This is a genomic window from Geodermatophilus maliterrae (genome assembly GCF_041018925.1).
GTDB lineage: Bacteria > Actinomycetota > Actinomycetes > Mycobacteriales > Geodermatophilaceae > Geodermatophilus > Geodermatophilus maliterrae.
The window spans coordinates 1-20,286 of record NZ_JBFNXQ010000092.1; the positions used below are offsets into that span (position 1 = coordinate 1).

Annotated in this window: 17 protein-coding genes; 5 read left to right on the plus strand and 12 right to left on the minus strand. The window is 74.3% G+C overall.

The window, feature by feature from the left end; genetic code table 11:
• Positions 1-81: 81 nt before the first annotated feature.
• Positions 82-1,023: an AAA family ATPase gene (locus ABQ292_RS21135; RefSeq protein ID WP_369209684.1), complete on the minus strand. Its 942-nt coding sequence runs from the start codon at positions 1,021-1,023 to the stop codon at positions 82-84.
• Positions 1,024-1,235: 212 nt separating this feature from the next.
• On the opposite strand from ABQ292_RS21135, the gene ABQ292_RS21140 reads away from it, so the two are divergent.
• Positions 1,236-1,943 carry a class I SAM-dependent methyltransferase gene (locus ABQ292_RS21140; protein WP_369209685.1) on the plus strand — a complete coding sequence of 236 codons (708 nt, stop codon included), beginning with the start codon at positions 1,236-1,238 and terminating at the stop codon, positions 1,941-1,943.
• Positions 1,944-1,952: 9 nt separating this feature from the next.
• On the opposite strand, the gene ABQ292_RS21145 is transcribed toward ABQ292_RS21140, so the two are convergent.
• The 4 genes from ABQ292_RS21145 to ABQ292_RS21160 form a co-directional block, all read right to left on the minus strand.
• Positions 1,953-2,993, minus strand: a complete 1,041-nt coding sequence (locus tag ABQ292_RS21145; protein ID WP_369209686.1) for a GGDEF domain-containing protein — start codon at positions 2,991-2,993, stop codon at positions 1,953-1,955.
• A gap of 73 nt (positions 2,994-3,066) precedes the next feature.
• The gene (locus ABQ292_RS21150) at positions 3,067-3,900 is read right to left on the minus strand and encodes an HpcH/HpaI aldolase/citrate lyase family protein (protein ID WP_369209687.1); all 834 of its coding nucleotides are present in this window, start codon (positions 3,898-3,900) and stop codon (positions 3,067-3,069) included.
• A gap of 233 nt (positions 3,901-4,133) precedes the next feature.
• Positions 4,134-5,255, minus strand: a complete 1,122-nt coding sequence (locus ABQ292_RS21155) for an aromatic ring-hydroxylating oxygenase subunit alpha (protein ID WP_369209688.1) — start codon at positions 5,253-5,255, stop codon at positions 4,134-4,136.
• 168 nt (positions 5,256-5,423) lie between these two features.
• Entirely contained in the window at positions 5,424-6,212 is a 789-nt protein-coding gene (locus ABQ292_RS21160; RefSeq protein WP_369209689.1) for an IclR family transcriptional regulator, read from the minus strand.
• 113 nt (positions 6,213-6,325) lie between these two features.
• Between ABQ292_RS21160 and ABQ292_RS21165 the strand changes: the two genes are divergently transcribed.
• The 3 genes from ABQ292_RS21165 to betA all read left to right on the plus strand — a co-directional run bounded on the left by ABQ292_RS21165 (position 6,326) and on the right by betA (position 9,596).
• Complete coding sequence (locus ABQ292_RS21165; RefSeq protein ID WP_369209690.1) at positions 6,326-6,658, plus strand: bifunctional 3-phenylpropionate/cinnamic acid dioxygenase ferredoxin subunit; 333 nt, start codon at positions 6,326-6,328, stop codon at positions 6,656-6,658.
• Positions 6,655-7,827 (plus strand): NAD(P)/FAD-dependent oxidoreductase, encoded by a 1,173-nt coding sequence (locus ABQ292_RS21170; RefSeq protein ID WP_369209691.1) that lies wholly within the window; start codon positions 6,655-6,657, stop codon positions 7,825-7,827. The genes ABQ292_RS21165 and ABQ292_RS21170 overlap by 4 nt, the downstream gene beginning before the upstream one ends.
• An 83-nt stretch (positions 7,828-7,910) precedes the next feature.
• Positions 7,911-9,596: a choline dehydrogenase gene (gene betA, locus ABQ292_RS21175; RefSeq protein WP_369209692.1), complete on the plus strand. Its 1,686-nt coding sequence runs from the start codon at positions 7,911-7,913 to the stop codon at positions 9,594-9,596.
• Positions 9,597-9,751: 155 nt separating this feature from the next.
• Here the strand turns inward: betA and ABQ292_RS21180 are convergent, their stop codons facing one another.
• The 5 genes from ABQ292_RS21180 to purU form a co-directional block, all read right to left on the minus strand.
• On the minus strand, positions 9,752-10,426 hold the full coding sequence (locus ABQ292_RS21180) for a 3'-5' exonuclease (protein ID WP_369209693.1): 675 nt from the start codon (positions 10,424-10,426) through the stop codon (positions 9,752-9,754).
• Positions 10,423-12,258, minus strand: a complete 1,836-nt coding sequence (locus tag ABQ292_RS21185; RefSeq protein ID WP_369209694.1) for a putative nucleotidyltransferase substrate binding domain-containing protein — start codon at positions 12,256-12,258, stop codon at positions 10,423-10,425. Before ABQ292_RS21185 ends, ABQ292_RS21180 begins: the two co-directional genes overlap by 4 nt.
• A gap of 103 nt (positions 12,259-12,361) precedes the next feature.
• Positions 12,362-13,987, minus strand: coding sequence for an APC family permease (locus tag ABQ292_RS21190; protein WP_369209695.1), 1,626 nt, complete (start codon positions 13,985-13,987; stop codon positions 12,362-12,364).
• Positions 13,988-14,025: 38 nt separating this feature from the next.
• Complete coding sequence (locus tag ABQ292_RS21195) at positions 14,026-15,498, minus strand: aldehyde dehydrogenase family protein (RefSeq protein ID WP_369209696.1); 1,473 nt, start codon at positions 15,496-15,498, stop codon at positions 14,026-14,028.
• A 119-nt stretch (positions 15,499-15,617) separates the two neighbouring features.
• Complete coding sequence (purU, locus tag ABQ292_RS21200; protein WP_369209697.1) at positions 15,618-16,466, minus strand: formyltetrahydrofolate deformylase; 849 nt, start codon at positions 16,464-16,466, stop codon at positions 15,618-15,620.
• A 173-nt stretch (positions 16,467-16,639) separates the two neighbouring features.
• Between purU and ABQ292_RS21205 the strand changes: the two genes are divergently transcribed.
• Positions 16,640-17,305: a GntR family transcriptional regulator gene (locus ABQ292_RS21205; RefSeq protein ID WP_369209698.1), complete on the plus strand. Its 666-nt coding sequence runs from the start codon at positions 16,640-16,642 to the stop codon at positions 17,303-17,305.
• A gap of 48 nt (positions 17,306-17,353) precedes the next feature.
• Here the strand turns inward: ABQ292_RS21205 and ABQ292_RS21210 are convergent, their stop codons facing one another.
• Positions 17,354-19,813, minus strand: a complete 2,460-nt coding sequence (locus tag ABQ292_RS21210; RefSeq protein WP_369209699.1) for a GcvT family protein — start codon at positions 19,811-19,813, stop codon at positions 17,354-17,356.
• A partial coding sequence (locus tag ABQ292_RS21215) for a sarcosine oxidase subunit gamma (protein WP_369209700.1) occupies positions 19,810-20,286 on the minus strand: 477 nt, incomplete at its 5' end. The genes ABQ292_RS21215 and ABQ292_RS21210, both read right to left, overlap by 4 nt.

The following is a 20,286-nucleotide window of genomic DNA, read 5'->3' on the forward strand; positions in this document are numbered from 1 at the left end:
GGGCCGGCGGCGCAGCGGCCGCACGCCCCGCGGCGCGCCCTGCCGGCGGCGGGTCAGCGGCGAGTCGGCCGCGACCTCTCTTCAACCGGGCCGGGCGGCCGCCGGTCGCAGCAGGAAGTGGTCCTCCCAGATCTCGCGGAGCACCGTCTCGGGCGGGACCTCCACCGTCTCGTCGAGCGCGATGCGCCCCGACAGCGCCAGCAGCAACGCGTCGAGCACCGCAGCCGTGTAGTCCGCGGGCAGGCCGCGCGGCGGCTCGACGGCCGGCTCGTCGGGCAGCGGCACCTCGCGCATGGCGGCCAGCTGGGCGGCCACCAGCGCCAGGTCGATCGCGCCGCGCACGCTGCTGCCCTGCCGGACGTCGTCGCGCTCCCGGGTGGCGCGGGTCAGCGCCACCGCGTCGGCGACCAGCCGCGGGGACTCCACGCCGGTGCGCCGGCCGACGATGCCGCGCTCGGCGGCGGCGTCCTGGTAGCCGATCGCCAGCCGCACCAGCCGGTCGGTCACCGAGCTCGACAGCCGGGCGGTGCCGACGTTGTCGTAGGGGTTCATCGAGGCGACGACGCGGAAGGTCGGCAGTGCCTCCACGGTGCCCACCCGGGGGACGGCGATCCGGCGCTCGGCCATCGCGGTGAGCAGCGTGTTGAGCGTGTCCTCCGGCGCGCGGTTGAACTCCTCCACGTAGAGGAAGCCGCCGGCGCGCATGGCCTCCACCAGCGGACCGGGCACGAAGTTCTCCGGCGTGTAGTCCTCCCGCAGCACCCGCGCCGGGTCGTGGTGGCCGACCAGGCGGGTCGGGGTCAGGTCGGCGTTGCCCTCGACGAAGACCAGCGGCACGCCCCACTCGGCGGTGATCGCCCGCAGCAGCGTCGACTTCGACGTCCCCGGCGGACCCTCCAGCAGCACGTCGCGGCCGGCGGCCACGGCTGCGAGCAGCAGGTCCAGCTCGTGCTCCCGGCCGACCAGGTGCCGGGCGACCCGGCGGCGGACCTCCCGCACCGAGGCGCCCTCGGCCGAGGTCACCCGCGATCCCGTGACGACGGCGTCGTCCGCGGGAGGCTGGGCGGGGAGGTGCGGCTGCGGTGACGTGGTCGGCTCCTCGGTCGCACGGTCCAGGCCGGGTCCTCCCGTCCGGACGGGACGCTAATGACCCTGCGCATGGTTCTGCAACCGCGGGGCCGCGTCCGGCGGGGGTGCGGTCGCCGGGCGGTCGGCAGGGCTGACAGGGTGGGGGGGTGGCAGACGTCGAGCAGGCCTCCGGGCGCCGGACCCCTGCGGTCAACGACTACCGGGGGCACGGCATCCACGCCGCGCCGGGCGTGCACGAGTACGCGCTGGAGCTGGTGCGGGCGGCGCTGCCCGACGGCGGGCGGGTGCTGGAGGTCGGTTCCGGCTGCGGCGCCCTGGCCCTGCGGCTGCGCGACGCGGGCTTCGACGTCGTCCCCACCGACCTCGACCCGCCGCACGACTGGATCCACCGGCTGGACCTGGACACGCCCGACTGGACCGACGAGACCCGCGGCCCGTTCGACATGGTGGTCTGCGTCGAGACCCTCGAGCACGTGGAGAACCCGCGGCAGGTGCTGCGCTCGATCCGCTCGCTGCTGCGTCCGGGCGACAAGCTGCTGGTCAGCACCCCGAACGTCACGCACCCGCACTCACGGCTGAAGATGCTGCTCCGCGGCGCGCCGTACATCTTCGGCCCGCGGCACTACCACCAGCCGGGGCACATCACGATCCTCCCCGACTGGATGCTCAGCGAGCACGTCCGGCTGGCCGGGTTCGGCGACGTCGAGGTGACCGCCGGCGGCGACACGTTCTACCGGGGTCCGGTGCGCGCGGCCTACCGGCTGGAGATGGCGCTGCTGTGGCTGGTCGGGATCCGCCAGCGGTCGCAGTACGGCGACGGCATCTGCACCTTCCTCACCGCCACCGCCGTCTGAGACGCCGGCTCAGCCGGCCGCCACGCGGGCGCGACCCCGGCCGCCCCGCTTGGCGGCGTACAGCGCGGCGTCCGCCGCGGCGTAGAGCGTCCGCAGCTCGGTGGCGTGGCTCGGGGCGTGCGCGACGCCGACGCTGATCGACAGGGCCAGCAGGGTGCCGTCGGCCAGCCGCAGCGGCGCGGCGGCGACGGCGTCCACCAGCTCCTGCGCCCGGGCCGCGGCCACCGCGGCGGAGCACCCCGGCAGCAGCACGGCCAGCTCGTCACCGCCGAGCCGGCTGATGACGGCGTCGGCCGCCCGGACGTGCCCGCGCAGGATCCCGGCGATGTGGACCAGCGCGTCGTCGCCGACGGGGTGGCCGTGGGAGTCGTTGACCGACTTGAACGAGTCGACGTCGACCAGGACCAGCGCCGAGCCCTCGCGGGCCACCGCGGCCGACAGCGCGCTGGTGAGCGCCTCGTCGAGCACCCGGCGGGTGACCAGCCCGGTGAGGCCGTCGACGGCGGCCTGGCGCCGCAGCTCGGCGACCAGCCGGTCGATGCGCTCCATCACCAGGACCAGCAGCACCGTGGTGAGCACGAGGACGGCGGCGACGAACAGGCCGTCGACGAGCGCCTCGGCCGGCGGCTGGGCGGCCAGCAGGGCCGAGACGTCGAAGCCGATCGCCAGCGCGGTGACCAGAGCGGCCGCCGTGGCGCGCACCTGCGACGCGGCGAAGAGCACCGGCAGGCCGAGCAGCAGGTGGGCGACGTCGAGCTGGTCGGGGAAGACGTGGGCGAGCACCCCGATCGTCACGACCCCGGCCACCGGCAGGAGCAGCCAGACGCCGCCGCGGGTCATCGCCGGCAGCGGCACCAGGACCGGCAGGGCCGAGCACGCCAGCAGAACGACGAGCATCGCCCACGACAGCGGGTGGGCGAAGCCGGGCATCGGCACCGGCTCCACCAGCACGTAGACGGTGAGCAGGAACGCGCCGACGAGGAACAGCGCGCTCGACGCGCGCGCGGCGACGGTCTCGTCCCGGGGCTCGCACAGCCGGCGCAGGTCCATGCCCTGCCATCGGCGCGCCCACCCGCGCGGACCACCCCCGACCCACCCGATCGGGTGGGTCGGGGCGCCGTGCTCAGGCGGGCTGGACGCCGAAGGTCCGGGCCAGCCGCTCGATCTTGCGGGCGCGTCCCAGGCGGGGCTTGTCGCTGCCGTCGCGGATGACCTGACCGCGCGCCTCGAAGTCGGCGAGGAAGTCCTGCGCCCAGGCGACGTCGGACGGCGCGGGGCTGATGATCTCGTTGATCACCGGCGCCTGGTCGGGATCGAGGCAGAGCTTCCCGGTGAGGCCGAGGGAGACGGTGACCGTGCTCTGCTCGCGCAGCACCGGCAGGCTCGCGCTCACCGTCGGGCCGTCGATGGGGCCGGGCAGCCCGCCGATGCGGCTGGCCACGACCAGGCGGGAGCGGGGGTAGGCCATGGCCAGGTCGTCGGCGCCGGTGCCGGTGTCGCGGCGGTAGTCGCCGCTGCCGAAGGCGAGCCGGAAGGTGCCGCGGGCGCGGGCGATGCCGACCGACTCCTCGATGCCCAGCGCCGACTCGACCAGCGCCAGGACCGGCGTCGACCCGCCGAGGCGGTCGAAGGTCTCGGTGACGTGCTCGGCGGCCTCGGCCTTGGCCAGCACCACGCCGAGCAGCCCGGGCACGCCGGCCAGGGCGGCGACGTCGTCCTCCCAGTAGGGCGTCTCGTGGTCGTTGATGCGCACCCACGCCGACCGGTCGCCGTCCGACAGCCACTGCACGACCCCGGTCCGGGCCGCGTCCTTGCGCGCGGGGTCGACGGCGTCCTCGATGTCGAGCACGACCTGGTCGGCGCGCGACCCGTGGGCGGGGTCGAACAGCTCGGGGCGGGCGCCGTTGACGAGCAACCACGACCGGGCGTCGTCGGGACCGACCCTGCTGCGTGCCATCACGCGTCCATCCTCGTACGCCGTCCGGCCGCTCCCGGCCCTCGACCCGCGAGGCCGGCGTGTGGGAAGGCCCACGGTGCCCCCCGGCAACCTCCGGAGGCCCGTCGGTGCCACTCGTCACGGTGCTCGCGACCGGCGGCACGACCGCCGCCCGCGTCGACGACCGCGGCGGCTCGACGGAGCGGGACAGCGGAGCCGACCTCCTCGCCCGGTCCCCGGGTGCCGTGCGCGGGTCAGCCGGCCAGGCGCCGGGTCAGCCAGTCGTGGAAGGCCCCGATGTGGTGCTCGGAGGGGACCAGGACCCCGCCGTCGGCGTAGGCGCGCGACGACATGGCCGGCTGCGTGCGCTCGCAGGCGGCGAAGTCCTGCTCGTTGACCCGGTGGAACAGCTCCACCGACCGGGACACGTCCTTCCCGGACTCCACCACCTCGCGGGAGTAGAGCCAGTCGCACTCGACGATCGTGCGGTCGGCCGACAGCGGGTACATGCGGTGGAAGATCACGTGGTCGGGCACCAGGTTCACGAAGACCGTCGGCTTGACCGTGATGGCGTAGTAGCGGCGGTCCTGGTCGTCCTCGACGCCGGGGAGCTTGTCGAAGCCCTCGCTGCCGTCGACGGTGAAGCCGCGCACCTCCTCGCCGAACTCCGCGCCGTGCCCGACGAAGTACTGCGCGGCGTAGCCGTCGGCGAACTCCGGGAGCACCTCGGTGAGCTCCGGGTGGATCGTCGCGCAGTGGTAGCACTCCATGAAGTTCTCGACGATGAGCTTCCAGTTGGCCGCGACGTCGTAGGTGATCCGCCGGCCGACCGACAGCGCGTCGAGCTCGTAGCGGTCGATGACGGCCAGGTCGCCGAGCCGCTCGGCGATGGCGCCCTGCACGTCGTCCTCGAACGACGGCGGCTCGTCAGCCAGGCACACCCACGCATAGCCCAGCCACTCGCGCAGGTGCACCGGCACCAGGCCGTACCGGTCCCGGTCGACGTCGGGCATCTTCGTGAGGTTGGGCGCCGCGACGAGCTTGCCGGACAGGTCGTAGGTCCAGGCGTGGTACGGGCACTGCAGGGCCCGCTTGACCTCACCGGCGTCCTCGGTGCAGATCTGCGCGCCGCGGTGCCGGCAGATGTTGAGGAACGCCCGCAGCTGCCCGTCGCGGCCGCGGACGACCAGCACGCTCTCGCGGCCGACCTGGACCTTGCGGAAGGCGCCGGGGGCCGGCAGGTCGGCCGAGCGCACGGCGCAGGTCCACATCGCCTCGAAGACCCGCGTCTGCTCGAGGGAGAAGACGGCCGGATCGGTGTAGTACTGACCGGGCAGCGTCCGGATGAGGCTGGCGGGCAGGTCGGTCGCGGTCATGCGGGTACCTCGGGGGTGGCGTCGGGCGCCTCCGCGGGGAGACGCCGGCGGTCGGACAGTGTGCTGCGAACACGGTGGACCCGTCGTCCCCGCAGCTGGGACGGTGGGCGACGGTGTTGCATATTACGACGAGCGTTGCGTCGTGCACACACCGACACGAGTGTCGTGTCAGCCGAAGTAGCCCAGGCGACGGCTGAGCTCGTCGGCCGCCGCGACGAGCCGCGGTCCCAGTCCGGCGAGGGACTCCGGGGCGAGCCGGAAGGACGGGCCCGACACGCTGACCGCCGCGATGACCCGCCCGTCGGGGTCGCGCACCGGGGCGGCGACCGCGTTGAGGCCAATCTCCAGCTCCTCCACGGTGGCACCCCACCCGCGGACCGCGATCTCCGAGAGTTGCCGCTCCAGCACGTCGGGGTCGGTGACCGTCGCCTCGGTGAAGCGCTCCAGCGGACCGGAGAGCGCCTCCTTGCGCACCGGCACGGCCGCGTACGCGAGCAGCACCTTGCCGCTGGAGGTGGCGTGCAGCGGAGTCCCGCGTCCCACCCAGTTGTGCGTGCTGATCGTGGCGCCACCGCGCACCTGGGTGACGTTGACCGCGCGCCCGCCGTCGAGGATGGCGACGTTGACCGTCTCGCCGACGTCGGCGGCCAGCTCCTCGCACGCCCGGCGCCCCTCCTGGGCGAGGTCGAGCTGGGCGACCGTGGCGCCGGCCAGCCGGACGATGCCGAACCCCAGCCGGTACTTGCCGCGGTCGGCGAGCTGCTCGACCAACCCCCGCCCCTCGAGCACCGCGACCAGCCGGAAGGCGGTGGACTTGTGCACCCCGAGCTCGGCGGCGATCTCGGTGACGCCGGCCTCGCCGCGTCCGGCCAGGATCTCCAGGACCTCCAGCGCACGGTCGACCGACTGGACCAGTGCTGCCGGCCCGCGCTCCCCGCTGGGGACCTCGACGCTCACCACCCCAGCGTAGAGACAATGGTCACGGCGGGTCCCTTGACGTCACCCCGCTTCCTTGTCAGGCTGTTCCGCCACGAGAACGACGTTGCGTGTTCCGCAACCACGGAGGTCCGATGATCCCGGTCTGTCCCACGAGCGCCCTCCCTCCCGGCGAGGCGACCCGGGTGGCGGCCGACGTCACGGGCGACGTGGCGATCGCCGTCTTCAACGTCGACGGCGAGTTCTACGCGATCGACGACACGTGCACGCACCAGGACGCCTCCCTCGCCGACGGCTGGCTCGAGGGCTGCACCGTCGAGTGCCCGCTGCACGCCTCCTGCTTCGACCTCCGCACCGGCGAGCCCTCGGGCCCACCGGCCAAGACGCCCGTGCGCACGCACGCGGTCTCGGTCCTCGACGGCGTCGTCCACGTGTCCGTCGCCCGGGCCGAGGAGGGCGCGGCGTGACCGCGACCGTCGCGGTCGTGGGGGCGTCGCTGGCCGGTCTGTCGGCCGCCCGCGCAGTGCGCGCCCGCTCCTTCGACGGCCACGTCGTCGTCATCGGTGACGAGCCGCACGCGCCCTACGACCGCCCGCCGCTGTCCAAGGACCTGCTCGCCGGCACGAGCACGCTCGAGGACGTCGCCCTGGGCACCGCCGCCGACGAGGCGCTCGACCTGGAGTGGCGGCTGGGCACCGCGGCGGTCGGCCTCGACGCCGCCACCCGGTCGGTGCGGCTGGCCGACGGCAGCGAGGTGCGGGCCGACGGCGTCGTCCTCGCCACCGGCGCCCGCGCCCGGCACCTGCCCGGCACCGGCGGGCTGGCCGGGGTGCACGTCCTGCGCACCCTGGACGACGCGCTGGCGCTGCGCGCGGACCTGCTCGCCGGCCGGTCCCTGGTCGTCATCGGCGCCGGCTTCATCGGCGCCGAGGTGGCCTCCACCGCCCGCGGCCTCGGGCTCGAGGTCACCGTCGTCGAGGCCCTGCCGGTCCCCCTGGCCGGCCCGCTCGGGCCCGAGATGGGCGCGGTCTGCGCGGGGCTGCACGCCGACCACGGCACCCGGCTGCTGACCGGGACCGGCGTGGCCCGCCTGGTCGGCTCCCCCCGCGTCGAGGCCGTCGAGCTGGCCGACGGGCGCCGGCTGCCCGCCGACGTCGTCGTCGTGGGTATCGGTGCCGTGCCGAACGTCGAGTGGCTGGCCGGGTCCGGCGTGGCGCTGGACGACGGCGTCGTCACCGACGCCCGCGGCGCCACCACCGTCCCGGGGATCGTGGCCGTCGGCGACTGCGCGTCGACCTGGTCGGCCGAGGCCGGCCGCGCGCTGCGCAGCGAGCACTGGACGGCTGCCCTCGAGCAGCCGGTGACCGCGGTCGCCACGCTGCTCGGCGAGGACCCCGCCGCGCCGGCGCCGGTCCCCTACTTCTGGTCCGAGCAGTACGGCTCCCGTATACAGTTCGCGGGCAGCCGCCGGGACGGCGACGTCGTCCGGGTGCTCGAGGGCGACCCCGCCGAGCGCAGCTTCCTCGCCGTCTACGAGCGCGACGGCCGCCCGGTCGCCGTGCTCGGGATGGACCAGCCCCGCCTGTTCACCCGCTGGCGACGGCAGCTGCGCGCCGCCGAGCCGGCCGTCCCCTGACCTGCGGGGGACCGGCCCGCTCCCCTGTTCCCCAGCGACCACCACCGGCCCACGCGCCACCGCGACCACGAAGGAGCACCCCCGTGTCCGAGCAGCAGTACGACGTCGTCATCGTGGGCGGCGGGTCCGCGGGCAGCGCGCTGGGCAACCGGCTCAGTGCCGACCCCGGCAACCGGGTGCTGGTGCTGGAGGCCGGCCGCCAGGACTCGCTGTGGGACGTGTTCGTGCACATGCCGGCGGCGCTGACCATCCCCATCGGCAACCGGCTCTACGACTGGAAGTACGAGAGCGAGCCCGAGCCCTGGATGGGCGGGCGCCGGGTCCACCACGCGCGCGGCAAGCTGCTCGGCGGCTCCAGCAGCATCAACGGGATGATCTTCCAGCGCGGCAACCCGCTGGACTACGAGCGCTGGGCCGCCGACGAGGGCATGCAGACCTGGGACTTCGCCCACTGCCTGCCCTACTTCAAGCGCATGGAGAACTGCCTGGCCGCCGCGCCCGACGACCCGTTCCGCGGGCACGACGGGCCGCTGGTCCTCGAGCGCGGGCCGGCGACCAGCCCGCTGTTCCAGGCCTTCTTCGGCGCGGTCCAGGAGGCCGGGTACCCGCTCACCGACGACGTCAACGGCTACCGGCAGGAGGGCTTCGCGGCCTTCGACCGCAACGTCCACCGGGGCCGCCGGCTCAGCGCGTCCCGCGCCTATCTGCACCCGGTGCGGTCCCGCCGCAACCTGACCGTCGAGACCCGCGCGTTCGTCACGAAGGTCCTCTTCGAGGGTGAGCGGGCCGTGGGCGTGCAGTACCGCTCCGGCCTGGGTCCGGTGCGCACGGTGCGCGCCGCGGAGGTCGTGCTCAGCGGCGGGGCCATCAACACCCCACAGCTGCTGCAGCTCTCCGGCGTCGGCAACGGCTCGGAGCTGCGCGCGCTCGGGATCGACGTCGTCGCCGACCTGCCCGGCGTGGGCGAGAACCTGCAGGACCACCTCGAGGTCTACGTCCAGCACGCGTGCAAGCAGCCGGTCTCCATCGCGCCGGGCATGAAGTGGTGGCGCAAGCCCGGGATCGGCGCGGAGTGGCTCTTCCTCCGCAGCGGGCTGGGCGCGACCAACCACTTCGAGGCCGGCGGCTTCGTCCGCAGCAACGACGACGTCGCCTACCCGAACCTGATGTTCCACTTCCTGCCGATCGCCGTGCGCTACGACGGGACGATGCCCGCCGGCGACCACGGCTACCAGGTGCACGTCGGTCCCATGTACTCCGACGCCCGCGGCACCCTGAAGATCCGGTCCTCCGACCCGCGGGTGAAGCCGGCCATGCGGTTCAACTACCTGTCCACCGAGCAGGACCGCCGCGAGTGGGTCGAGGCCGTCCAGGTGACGCGGGACATCCTCGCCCAGCCGGCCTTCGCCGAGTTCAGCTCCGGCGAGATCTCCCCCGGGCCGGAGATCGAGACCCCCGAGCAGATCCTCAGCTGGGTGGCCAGGGACGCCGAGACCGCGCTGCACCCCTCGTGCACGGCCCGGATGGGCACCGACCCGCTGTCGGTGGTCGACCCGCTGAGCATGCGGGTGCACGGCCTCGAGGGCCTGCGGGTGGTCGACGCCTCGGCGATGCCCTACGTCACCAACGGCAACATCTACGCGCCGGTGATGATGATGGCCGAGAAGGCCGCCGACCTGATCCTCGGCAACACCCCGCTGGCCCCCGAGCGCGTCGAGTTCCACCGGCACCAGCCGAGCTCGGTCACCGAGACCGCCGGCCAGGCCTGACGGAGGACCCCCTGGCCCCCCGCCGCCCGCACGCTCGGGGCGGTGCCCGGCAGGGGGCCGGGACGGGGTCGCCTCCTCGCCGGGGGCGGCCGAGGAGGCGGCCCCCTCCTGGCGTGCCCTGAGCCTGCGAAGGGCTCGGGGAGGGGGTCCTTCTGCTAGTGCACTCGCAGGCGCACCTCGGCGCCGGCCAGCGTGCCGACCGTCTCGGCGCCGCCGTCCTCGAGGAGGGTGGCCAGCGCGACGAACACCTGGGCGGTGGTCAGCGCGTCCCCGCTGGCCTCGTGCGGGCGGTGGCTGGGCAGCCCGAGGGCCTCGGCGAGGCCGGCCAGGGACAGCACGGCCGGCGGCGTCGTCCCGGTGGTGGCGAGCCACAGCCGGCCCATCGCGCAGGTGTCGAGCACCGGCGTCCGCAGCCGCACGCCCCGGGTCCGCAGCGCCCGGCCGAGGAAGCCGCGCTCCACCCACGCGGCGTGCGCCACCAGGACCCGCCCGGCCATGACCTCGAGCAGGCCGTCGACGGCATCGGCCAGCGGCGGCGCGCCGGCCAGGTCGGCCGGGCGCAGGCCGTGCACCCGCACCGACTCCTCCGGCACGCCGCGCTCGGGCCGGGCCAGGCCCTCGGCGGCGGTCCCGCAGACGACCCGGCCGCCCTCGACGCACACCGCGCCCCAGGACACGATCTCGTGCCGGCGGGGGTCCAGGCCGGTCAGTTCGAGGTCGACGACGCAGAACGACGCCTCCCGCCACGGCGTGCCGGCCGGCACCCGGGGCGCGTCCCGGTAGGCCCGGGCCGCCGCGCTGCCCGGCTGCCGTCCCAGCGGCCGCCTCACAGCACGCCCTGCCGCAGCTGACCGGTCACCCGCCGCTGGACGTCGGCGACGGCGCGGAAGGCCTCGCGGAGCGCGCCCCGGGTCACCGGGTCCAGGACCGCGGGGTCGAGGTGGTCGTCGGGCCGCTCGCCGGCGCGCAGCTGCTCGACCTGGTGGTCCAGGCGGAGCTCGAGCACCAGGTCGAAGGCCTCGCCGAGGGTCCGGGCGTCGTCGGCCGGCAGGGTGCCCGCGTCCGCGGCGGCCCGCAGCCGCGCGGGGGTCGACGCGCTGGCCACCCCCGCGGCCATGCCCGCCCACCGCGCCAGGTCCACGATCGGCTGCAGCCCGCCGTGCTTGAGGTCGAGCCGGCCGGCGTGCGCTCCCCCGTGCTCGACGACGAAGTCGCGGAGGAACCCGGTGGGCGGCCGGTGCCCGAGGGCGAAGCGGGCCAGCAGGGAGAGGAACAGCGGGTGCCGGCGGGCGTCGCGGAAGACCTCCGGCAGCGCCGGCCCGCTGCGGATCCCCCAGACCGGGCGGCCGTCGACGACGAGCGAGACGAGCACCAGCGCCTTCTCCTGGGTGGGGTCGGCCAGCCAGCCGGCGGCCGCCTCCCGCCACCCGGCGTAGGACCGCATGAACAGCGGCTGGGCGGCGACCGCGCCCTGGGTGTCGGCCGGGAACCCGCACGCCTCCAGCCCGTCGACGACGGCGCGGGCGACCCGGCGGAGCTCGGCCTGCATCTCCTCGTCGGCCGACCCGTACCAGACCAGCGCGCTGTCGACGTCCGAGGAGGGCACGGCCTCCCGCCGCGCGAGGCTGCCCAGCGCCAGCCAGGTGAAGGGCACCGCCGGCGTCCCGAGCCCGGCGACGGTCAGCTGCACCAGCCGCCGCGTCAGCGCGTCGGACACCACCGAGTAGATGCCGGTGACGTCGGAGGCGGCCACGCGCGCGTCGTGCAGGGCGAGCACCGCCGGCCGCAGCTGAGCGGAGGCCTCGACCAGGTCCTGCACCGTGCGGGCCCGGGCGATCGCCGAGCGGAGGTGGAAGCTGCTGCGCGGGGCGGCGGCCAGCAGGTCGGCGTCCTCGAGCACGCCGAGCACCCGGCCGCCGGGACTGACGACCGGCAGGTGCCGGATCCCCCGGTCCAGCATGTCCAGCAGGACCTCCCCGCTCATCCGGTCGGCGGCGACCGTGTACGCGGGGAAGGTCATCACCTCCTCGACGGGGGTGTCGGGGCTCGCGCCCCTGGCGAGGATCCGGCTGCGCAGGTCCCGGTCGGTGACGATGCCGAGCTCGCTGCCGCGCACGGCCACCACCGCCGCCGTCGCCCCGGCCTCGGTCATCCGCCGGGCCGCGTCCCGCACCGTCGTCCCGGGTGGGCAGACCACCGGGCGGGCGCGCAGCAGGCCGGCGACCGGCCGGCGGGCGGCGTCGACGACCGGCTCGACCTCCAGCCGGCGCGGCACGGGGTCGGCGAGGAGGGAGCGGGCCAGGAACCGCAGCCCCTCCGGCCGGGCGAGCACCGGCCGGGCGACGGCGGCCGGGATCCGGTAGCAGAGCGTGTCCTCGGCGGCCACGACGCCGAAGCGCGCGGGCAGGCCGGCGAGCATCGAGGCCTGGCCGAACAGCTCCCCGGGGCCGAGTTCGTCGAGGACGCGGCCGTCGTGCACGATGTCCAGCGCCCCGCGCCGGACCACGTACAGGTGCTCCAGCGGCGCCTCCCCCTGCTCGACGACCACGGCCCCGGCGCGCAGGAACTCCACCTCGGCGGCGCCGGCGACCCGGTCGAGGTCCTCGGCGGCGAGCGCGTCGAACGGCGGCCGGGCCCGCAGGAAGTCGGCGACGTCCCTCACGACACCGGTGTCATCTCCCCTGCCCCCCGCCGCCCCGGCCGGCCCCCCTGCAGGGCCCCGCCGCGAGCTCGCGAGTGGCGGGGCCCTGCAGGGAGGTCCTTCTTCAGCGGATGCCGCCGACGGGGACGTCGGTGCGTCCCGGGTCCTCGTCGGGGTCGCCCAGCCGCTGCTGCGCCGGCCCGGCCTCGACCGGCGACGCCGTCTCCACCGCGTGCTCGGGCAGCACGCCGGTGCGGTGCCGCGCCGAGAGCAGGTAGTAGGCCAGCCCGACGAGCGTGATGGCGCCGATGAAGACGAAGGCACCCCACTGCAGGTACCAGTGGTACGGCTCGGTGGCGTTGTAGATCGCCCGGCGCGGCCAGGCCAGGTTCAGCGCCATACCCGCACCCCAGAGGACGGCCAGGATGTTCACCGGCAGACCCCAGCGGCCCAGCGAGAAGTACTTCCGGTCGCTGCGGGCACCGGGCCCCGGCCACGCCCCGCGCAGCCGGGCGAGCAGCATCGGCACCGTCACCAGCAGGTAGGCCAGGTAGATCATGATGATCGCGATGCTGGTGATCACCGTGAAGATCTGCGGCTGACGGATGTTGATCAGCAGGATCGACGCCGACAGGACGCCGATGACGACGGCCGGCACGACCGGGGTCTTGCGCTTCGGGTCGACCTTGGACAGCCGGGAGCTGAAGGGCAGGTTGTTGTCCCGGGCCATCGCGAACATCATCCGGATCGTCGCGGTGTGCACCGCCAGGCAGCAGACGGTGATGGCGACGACGATGCAGGCGAGGAAGACCTTGCCCAGGCCCGAGCCCGCCACCTGCAGCAGCACGTACTGCAGGCCACCGGTGCTGGAGGACAGGTTCGGGTCGTCGAGGTCGCGCACCGCCATGAGGCCGAAGAGCAGGATCAGCCCGCCGAGCACGAAGGACGCGGTGACGGCACGGACGATCGCCTTGGGCGCGGTGCGTCGCGGGTCGATGGTCTCCTCGCCGAGGGAGCTGGCGGTGTCGAAGCCGTACATGACGTAGGCCGAGGCCAGCGCCGCGACCAGGAAGGCACCCAGGTAGCCGCCGCTGACGCCCTCGCCGCGGCCGCCGGTGTCGGTGAGCACCTCGACCGGGCTGCGGGTCATCGACACGGCCAGGATCACGATGATCAGCACGGCCGCGACCAGCTCGATGAAGACGCCGGCGCTGTTGATCCGGGACATGAGCTTGACGCCGTAGGCGTTCACCACCGTGGTGAACAGGATGAGGAGGCTGCCGAGGATGACGGCGTTGACGGCGAAGTCGTAGGTGCCGGTCCCGTCACCGACGACCTGGAAGCCCGACCACAGCTGGGGCAGCGTGATCTGGTAGGCGAGCACCGTCGCCGACAGGGTCACGATCGAGGCCGTCAGCATCATCCAGCCGGTCATCCACGCGGTGGTCCGGCTGCCGAGGCGCTTGGTCCAGTTGTACAGCGACCCCGCGACGGGGAAGCGAGCCGCCAGCTCGGCGAAGCACAGCGCCACCATCAGCTGCCCGAGGAAGACCATCGGCCAGGACCAGAGGTAGGCCGGACCGCCGGCGCCGAAGCCGAAGTAGAACAGCTGGAAGGTGCCGGTCAGGATCGAGATGTAGCTGACGCCGGCGGCGAAGCTGGAGAACTTCCCGATGCTGCGGTCCAGTTCCTGCTTGTAGCCGAACTCGGCGAGGTGCGAGTCGCCGTCCTGCGTGGGGTGCGCGCTCATGTGCCGTCCGTCCGTCCGTCGGGGGTCGAGGTGCGGGGTCAGCCCTTGAACCAGCGAGCCGGCTCAGGGGCGGTGTTGTGCCAGATGTGCTTGGCCTCGCGGTACTCGGCGAGGCCCGACGGGCCGAGCTCGCGCCCGTTGCCCGACCGTCCGAACCCACCCCACTCCGCCTGCGGCAGGTAGGGGCCGAAGTCGTTGATCCAGACCGTCCCGTGCCGCAGCGCCCGGGCGACCCGCTCGGCGCGGGCGGTGTCGGCGGTCCACACCGCACCAGCGAGGCCGTAGTCGGTGTCGTTGCCGAGCGCGATCGCCTCCTCCTCCGTGGAGAACCGCTCCACGGTGAGGACCGGCCCGAAGGACTCCTCCTGCACGACGTGCATGTCCCGCCGGCAGTCGGCGAACACCGTCGGCAGGTAGAAGAAGCCACCGGCTAGCTCCGGCTCCTCGGGACGGCGGCCTCCGGTGACCAGCCGGGCGCCCTCGCGCAGACCCGTGGCGACGTACTCCTCCACGCTCGCCCGGTGCTCCCCGGACACCAGGGGTCCGCTCTCGGTCGCCGGGTCGAACCCGTTGCCGAGGCGGATGTGCTCGGCGCGCTCGGCCACGGCCGCGACGAACTCGTCGTGGATCTCGTCCTGCACGATGAGCCGGGTCCCGGCCGAGCACACCTGGCCGGAGTGCAGGAAGACCGCCGTGAGGGCGTTGTCGACGGCGGTGTCGAGGTCGACGTCGGCGAAGACGATGTTGGGGTTCTTGCCGCCGAGCTCGACGGTCACCTTCTTCACCGTCTCGGCGGCGGCGCGCAGGATCCCCTGCCCCGTGGCCAGGCCGCCGGTGAAGGAGACCAGGTCGACGTCGGGGTGCTCGACCATCGCGGCACCGACCTCGCGGCCGCCGAGGACGAGGTTGACCACTCCCGCGGGGGCACCGGCCTCCTGCAGCAGCTCGGCGAGCCGGATCGTGGTCAGCGGGGTGACCTCGCTGGGCTTGACGACGATCGTGTTGCCGGCGGCGAGGGCCGGCGCCACCTTCCAGCACACCTGCAGCAGCGGGTAGTTCCACGGCGTGATGAGCGCGCAGACGCCCACCGGCTCGTAGACGACGCGGCTGACGACGTCGCGGCGCCCGGCGTCGACCAGCCGGCCGGGGTCCTTGTCGGCCAGGTCGGCGTAGTAGCGGAAGACGGCGGCGACGTCCTGCACGTCCTGCCGGCTCTCGCCGACGGTCTTGCCGGTGTCGAGGGTCTCCAGCCGGGCGAGGTCGTCCTCGTCGCGCAGCAGCAGGTCGGCGACCCGGCGCAGGAGGGCACCCCGCTCGCCCGCGGGGGTGCGCGGCCACTCCCCCGCGCCACCGGCGAAGGCCGCCGCCGCGGCGCGCACGGCCGCGTCGACGTCGTCCGCGGTCGCCTCGTCCACCTTGGCGACGACGCTCTGGTCGAAGGGGTTGACCACCTCGCGCTGGGCCGCCGAGGACCCCGCGCGCCAGTCGCCGCCGATCAGCAGGTTGGGCATGACACTCCGATACGAGTTGCGTCATCCGGGACAGTTGTCGCTGGCGGGACAGCCTGGCGGGTACCCGGGGGCACGTCAAGCGCGCCCCGGACCCGCCGGCCGGCACACCCTCGCACGGGTCACCGGAAGACCACCGTGCTGCTCCCGTTGAGCAGCACCCGCTGCTCACAGTGCCAGCGCACCGCGCGGGACAGTGCGAGGGCCTCCGCGTCCCGGCCCACCGTCGCCAGGGCACGGGGGTCGTGGGTGTGGTCGATGCGGATGACCTCCTGCTCGATGATCGGCCCCTCGTCGAGGTCCGGCGTCACGTAGTGCGCCGTCGCGCCGACCAGCTTGACGCCGCGGTCGAAGGCCTGGTGGTAGGGCTTGGCGCCCTTGAAGCCCGGCAGGAAGGAGTGGTGGATGTTGATCGCCCGGCCGCGCAGGGCGGCGCACGTCTCGTCGGAGAGGACCTGCATGTAGCGGGCCAGCACGACCAGGTCCGCCCGGTGCTCCTCGACCAGCTCCAGCAGCCGCGCCTCGGCCACGTGCTTGGTGCCCGGTGCGACCGGCACGTGCACGAAGGGCAGCCCGGCCGCCTCGGCCATCGGGCGCAGGTCCTCGTGGTTGGAGACCACCGCGACCAGTTCCCCACCCAGGCTGCCGGCGCGCCAGCGGAAGACCAGGTCGTTCAGGCAGTGGCCGAGCCTCGACACCATGACCAGCAGCCGTTGCGGACGGTCACCGGCGACCCGGTAGTCCATGTCGAACTCCTCGGCGACCGGGCGGAACGCCTCGGCCAGCCGGCCGGCGTCGGTGCCGTCGAGGCAGGCGAACGCCGTCCGGAGGAAGAGCTGCCCGCGGACGGCGTCGTCGAACTGCTGGTGCTCGACGATGTCGCAGCCGTGCGCGAACAGGAACGAGCTGACCGCGCGCACGATGCCGGGACGCTCGGGACAGCTGAGGGTGAGGGTGAGGGGGTGGGACACGGGTGCCTCCTCAGCACTCGACGACACTGACGGGGACGACGCGTGCGGACCGGCAGGTCACCACGACCATCCCGCCTCGTCCGTGCCGTTGGTATATCAGTCCCGTGAGGACGATATTGATCTCATCCTGCAGTAGTAAGACCCTGGGGACGCCAGGCTCTACGATGCGGTGCGTGACCGCGCTGCCGTCGGACGTCGAACCCGTCGGGACGTCACTGGCCGACCGGGCCTACGTGGCGATCCGCGACCAGCTGATCATGCTGGAGATCCGCCCCAGCGAGCCGATCGACGACGACGCGCTGGCCCGGGCGCTGGGCGTGGGACGCACGCCGGTCCGGGAGGCGCTCAAGCGGCTCGAGGGCGACCGGCTGGTGGTGACCTTCCCGCGCCGAGGGACCTTCGCGACCGGCATGGACATCACCGACCTGGCGCACATCTCCGAGATCCGCGTGCAGCTCGAGCCGCTGGCCGCCCGCCGCGCCGCCGAGCGCGCCCCGCGGGCGGTGCGCGAGGAGCTGGACGCGCTCGCCGGGCAGATCGAGCACCTCGACGTCGGGCAGGTCGACCGCACCGGCCTGATGCGCTGGGACCTCGCCGTCCACCGCTCGATCTACCGGGCGGCGGGCAACCCGCACCTGGAGGACGTGCTCGTCCGCTACGACAACCTCGCGACGCGGATCTTCTGCCTGTTCCTCGACCGGCTGGCGTCGGTCGACGAGCACGTCGGCGAGCACGTCGAGCTGCTGCAGGCGATCGCCGCCGGCGACGCCGACCGCGCCGAGCACCTCGCCCGCGTGCACGTCACCGGCTTCGAGCAGGCCATCCGCGCGGTCGTGTGAACGCCCGTCCGGCCCGTGGCGGCGCCACGGGCCGGACGGCGGCCGCCCTCAGCCGCGGATGCGGGTCATCTCCGGGTCGACGAGCGGCTCGGCGGCGACGGTCGCGCGGACCCGGCGGTCGAAGTACTGGATCTCCACCGCCGTCCCCACCCCGGCCGAGGCGGGCAGCCACGCATAGGCGATCGGCCGGCCGACGGTGTGCCCGAAGGCGGCGCTGGTGACGTAGCCGGCCGGGCGGCCGTCGAGGTACACCGGCTCGTGCCCGAGGACGACGCTGCGGCCGTCGTCGACGGTCAGGCAGCACAGCCGCCGGCGCACGGTGTCCTCGCCGCGCCCCGCGAGCACCGTGCTGCCGACGAAGCCCTCCTGCTTGCGGACGGCGAAGCCGAGGCCGGCCTCGTAGGGGTCGTGCTCGGTGGTCATGTCGTGGCCCCAGGAGCGGTAGCCCTTCTCCAGGCGCAGGCTGTTGAAGGCCGCCCGGCCCGCGGCGATCACCCCGAGGTCCTGCCCGGCCTCCCACAGCGCGTCCCACAGCCGCAGGCCGTGCTCGGCGCTGGTGTAGAGCTCCCAGCCCAGCTCGCCGACGTAGGACAGCCGCATGGCCGTCACCGGCACCCCGCCGATGCGCACCCGCTTGGCGCGGAAGTACTTCAGGCCGGCGTTGCTGAGGTCGTCGGAGGTCACCCGCTGCACCAGGTCGCGGGCACGGGGGCCCCACAGGCCGATGCAGCACGTCCCGCCGGTGATGTCCCGGATCTGCACGCTGCCGTCGGCGGGCGCCTGCCGGCGCAGGTGGTCGAGGTCGAGGTTGCCGTTGGCGCCGACCTGGAACAGCTGCTCGCCTAGCCGGGCGACGGTGAGGTCGCTGCGCACGCCGGCGGCCTCGTCGAGAGCCAGCGTGTAGGTGACCGAGCCGACCGACTTGTCCATCTGGCCGGTGGTCAGCCGCTGCAGCAGGTCCAGCGCACCCGGTCCGCTGACCTCGAGCCGCTTGAGCGGCGTCATGTCGTACAGCGCGACGGCGGTGCGGGTCCGCCACGCCTCGGCGGCGGCGATCGGCGACCAGTGCCGCGCCGCCCAGTCGTCGCGCTCCGGCGGCACCCACTCGGCGGGCAGCTCGTCGAGCAGGCCGGCGTTGGCCTCGTACCAGTGCGGCCGCTCCCAGCCCGCCACCTCGAGGAACACCGCGCCCAGCTCGCGCTGGCGGGCGGAGAAGGGGCTGACCCGCAGGTCGCGCGGTGAGCGCCGGGGCTCCAGCGGGTGCAGGACGTCGTAGACCTCGACGAAGTTCTGCTGCGCCGTCTCCCGCACGTACTCCGCGCCGAGCTGGACCTCCTCGAAGCGGGCGACGTCGCAGCCGTGCAGGTCGATCTCGCTGCGGCCCTCGACCAGCAGCTGGGCCACCGACCGCGCGACCCCGGCGGAGTGGGTCACCCACACCGCCTCGGCGATCCAGAAGCCGGCCACGTCGGGCGACTCGCCGATCAGCGGGCCGCCGTCGGGGGTGAAGGAGAAGACGCCGTTGAAGCCCGAGTCGACCTTCGTGCCGCGCAGCGAGGGCAGCAGCTGGCGGCTGTGCTCCCACGGCTCGGCGAAGTCCTCCTCGGTGAACGGGAGCATCGACGGCATGGCCGCGTCGGTGACGTCACCCTCGGGCAGGTCGCCGAGCTCCACCGGCATCGGGCGGTGGGCGTAGGAGCCGATGCCGAGGCGGTCGCCCTTCTCCCGGTAGTACAGGTCCCGGTCCTGGTGGCGCAGGATCGGCAGCCCGGCCTCGGTCAGCTCGTCGTTGCGGCCGGCCAGCTCGGCCACCTGGCCGGTCCAGACGAACTGGTGGGCCAGCGGCAGCAGCGGCACGGCCATGCCGACCATGGCGCCGACCGCCGGCCCCCAGAAGCCGGCGCAGGACACCACGACGTCGGCCGGGACCACCCCGCCGTCGGTGCGGACGCCGGTCACCCGCCCGCCCGAGGACTCGATGCCGGTGACCCGCGTCGAGCCCTGGAAGCGGGCACCGCGGGCCTCGGCGCGGCGGGCCAGCGCGACCACCGCGCGGAAGGCCTTGGCCAGCCCGTCGGTGGGCGTGTGGAAGCCGCCGAGGACCCGGTCGCGGTCGAGCAGCGGGTGCAGGGCCGCGCACTCGTCCGGGTCGACCACCCGGCCCTCGATCCCCCACGCGGTGGCCCACCCCTGCCGGCGGTGCAGGTCGGTCAGCCGCTCCGGGGTGGTGGCGACCTCCAGTCCGCCCACCTGGTTGAAGCACCACGCGCCGTCGACGTCGAGGGCGAGGAACTTCTCGACGGTGTAGCGGGCGAACTCGGTCATCGTCTTCGACGCGTTGGTCTGGAAGACCAGGCCGGGCGCGTGGGAGGTGGAGCCACCGGTCAGCGGCAGCGGTCCCTGGTCGAGCACGGTGACCCGGTCCCATCCGCGGGCGGTGAGCTCGTCGGCCAGGTTCGCCCCGACGATGCCGGCACCGATGATCACCACGCGAGGGCTGGCGGTCATGTCTGTTCTCCCTGCTGCGTGGGGGTCGTGTACTCGAGGGCCGCGTCCAGCAGCCAGGTGGCGAGGTGGCCGGCGAAGGAGGACCGGACGAACAGGGCGAAGTCCTCGCCGTCGTCGCCGAGCACCAGCAGGACGACGGCGGCGTGCGCGAGCGTGGTCTGCGCGCTGCGGCCCCGGCCGAAGACCCGCGGGTGCAGGTCGATGCTGCAGCCCTTGGCCAGCACCTCGCGGGCGCGGGAACCCGTGATCCGCAGGACGGTCCGCTGGGCGGAGACGTCCACGGCCACGCCGCCGGCGGGCGCCAGCACCTCCCGCAGCTCGGCCTCGAGCCGGTGCGGCGCGGTGTCAGTGCTGGTCACCAGCCACTCGTCGGGGCCGAGCCAGACCGCCCGACCCGTGCCGGTCGGCGTCCAGGTGTCGGCGGTGGTGGGCAGGGTCGCGCCGCGCACGGGCGGCGCCCCGGCCGGATCCAC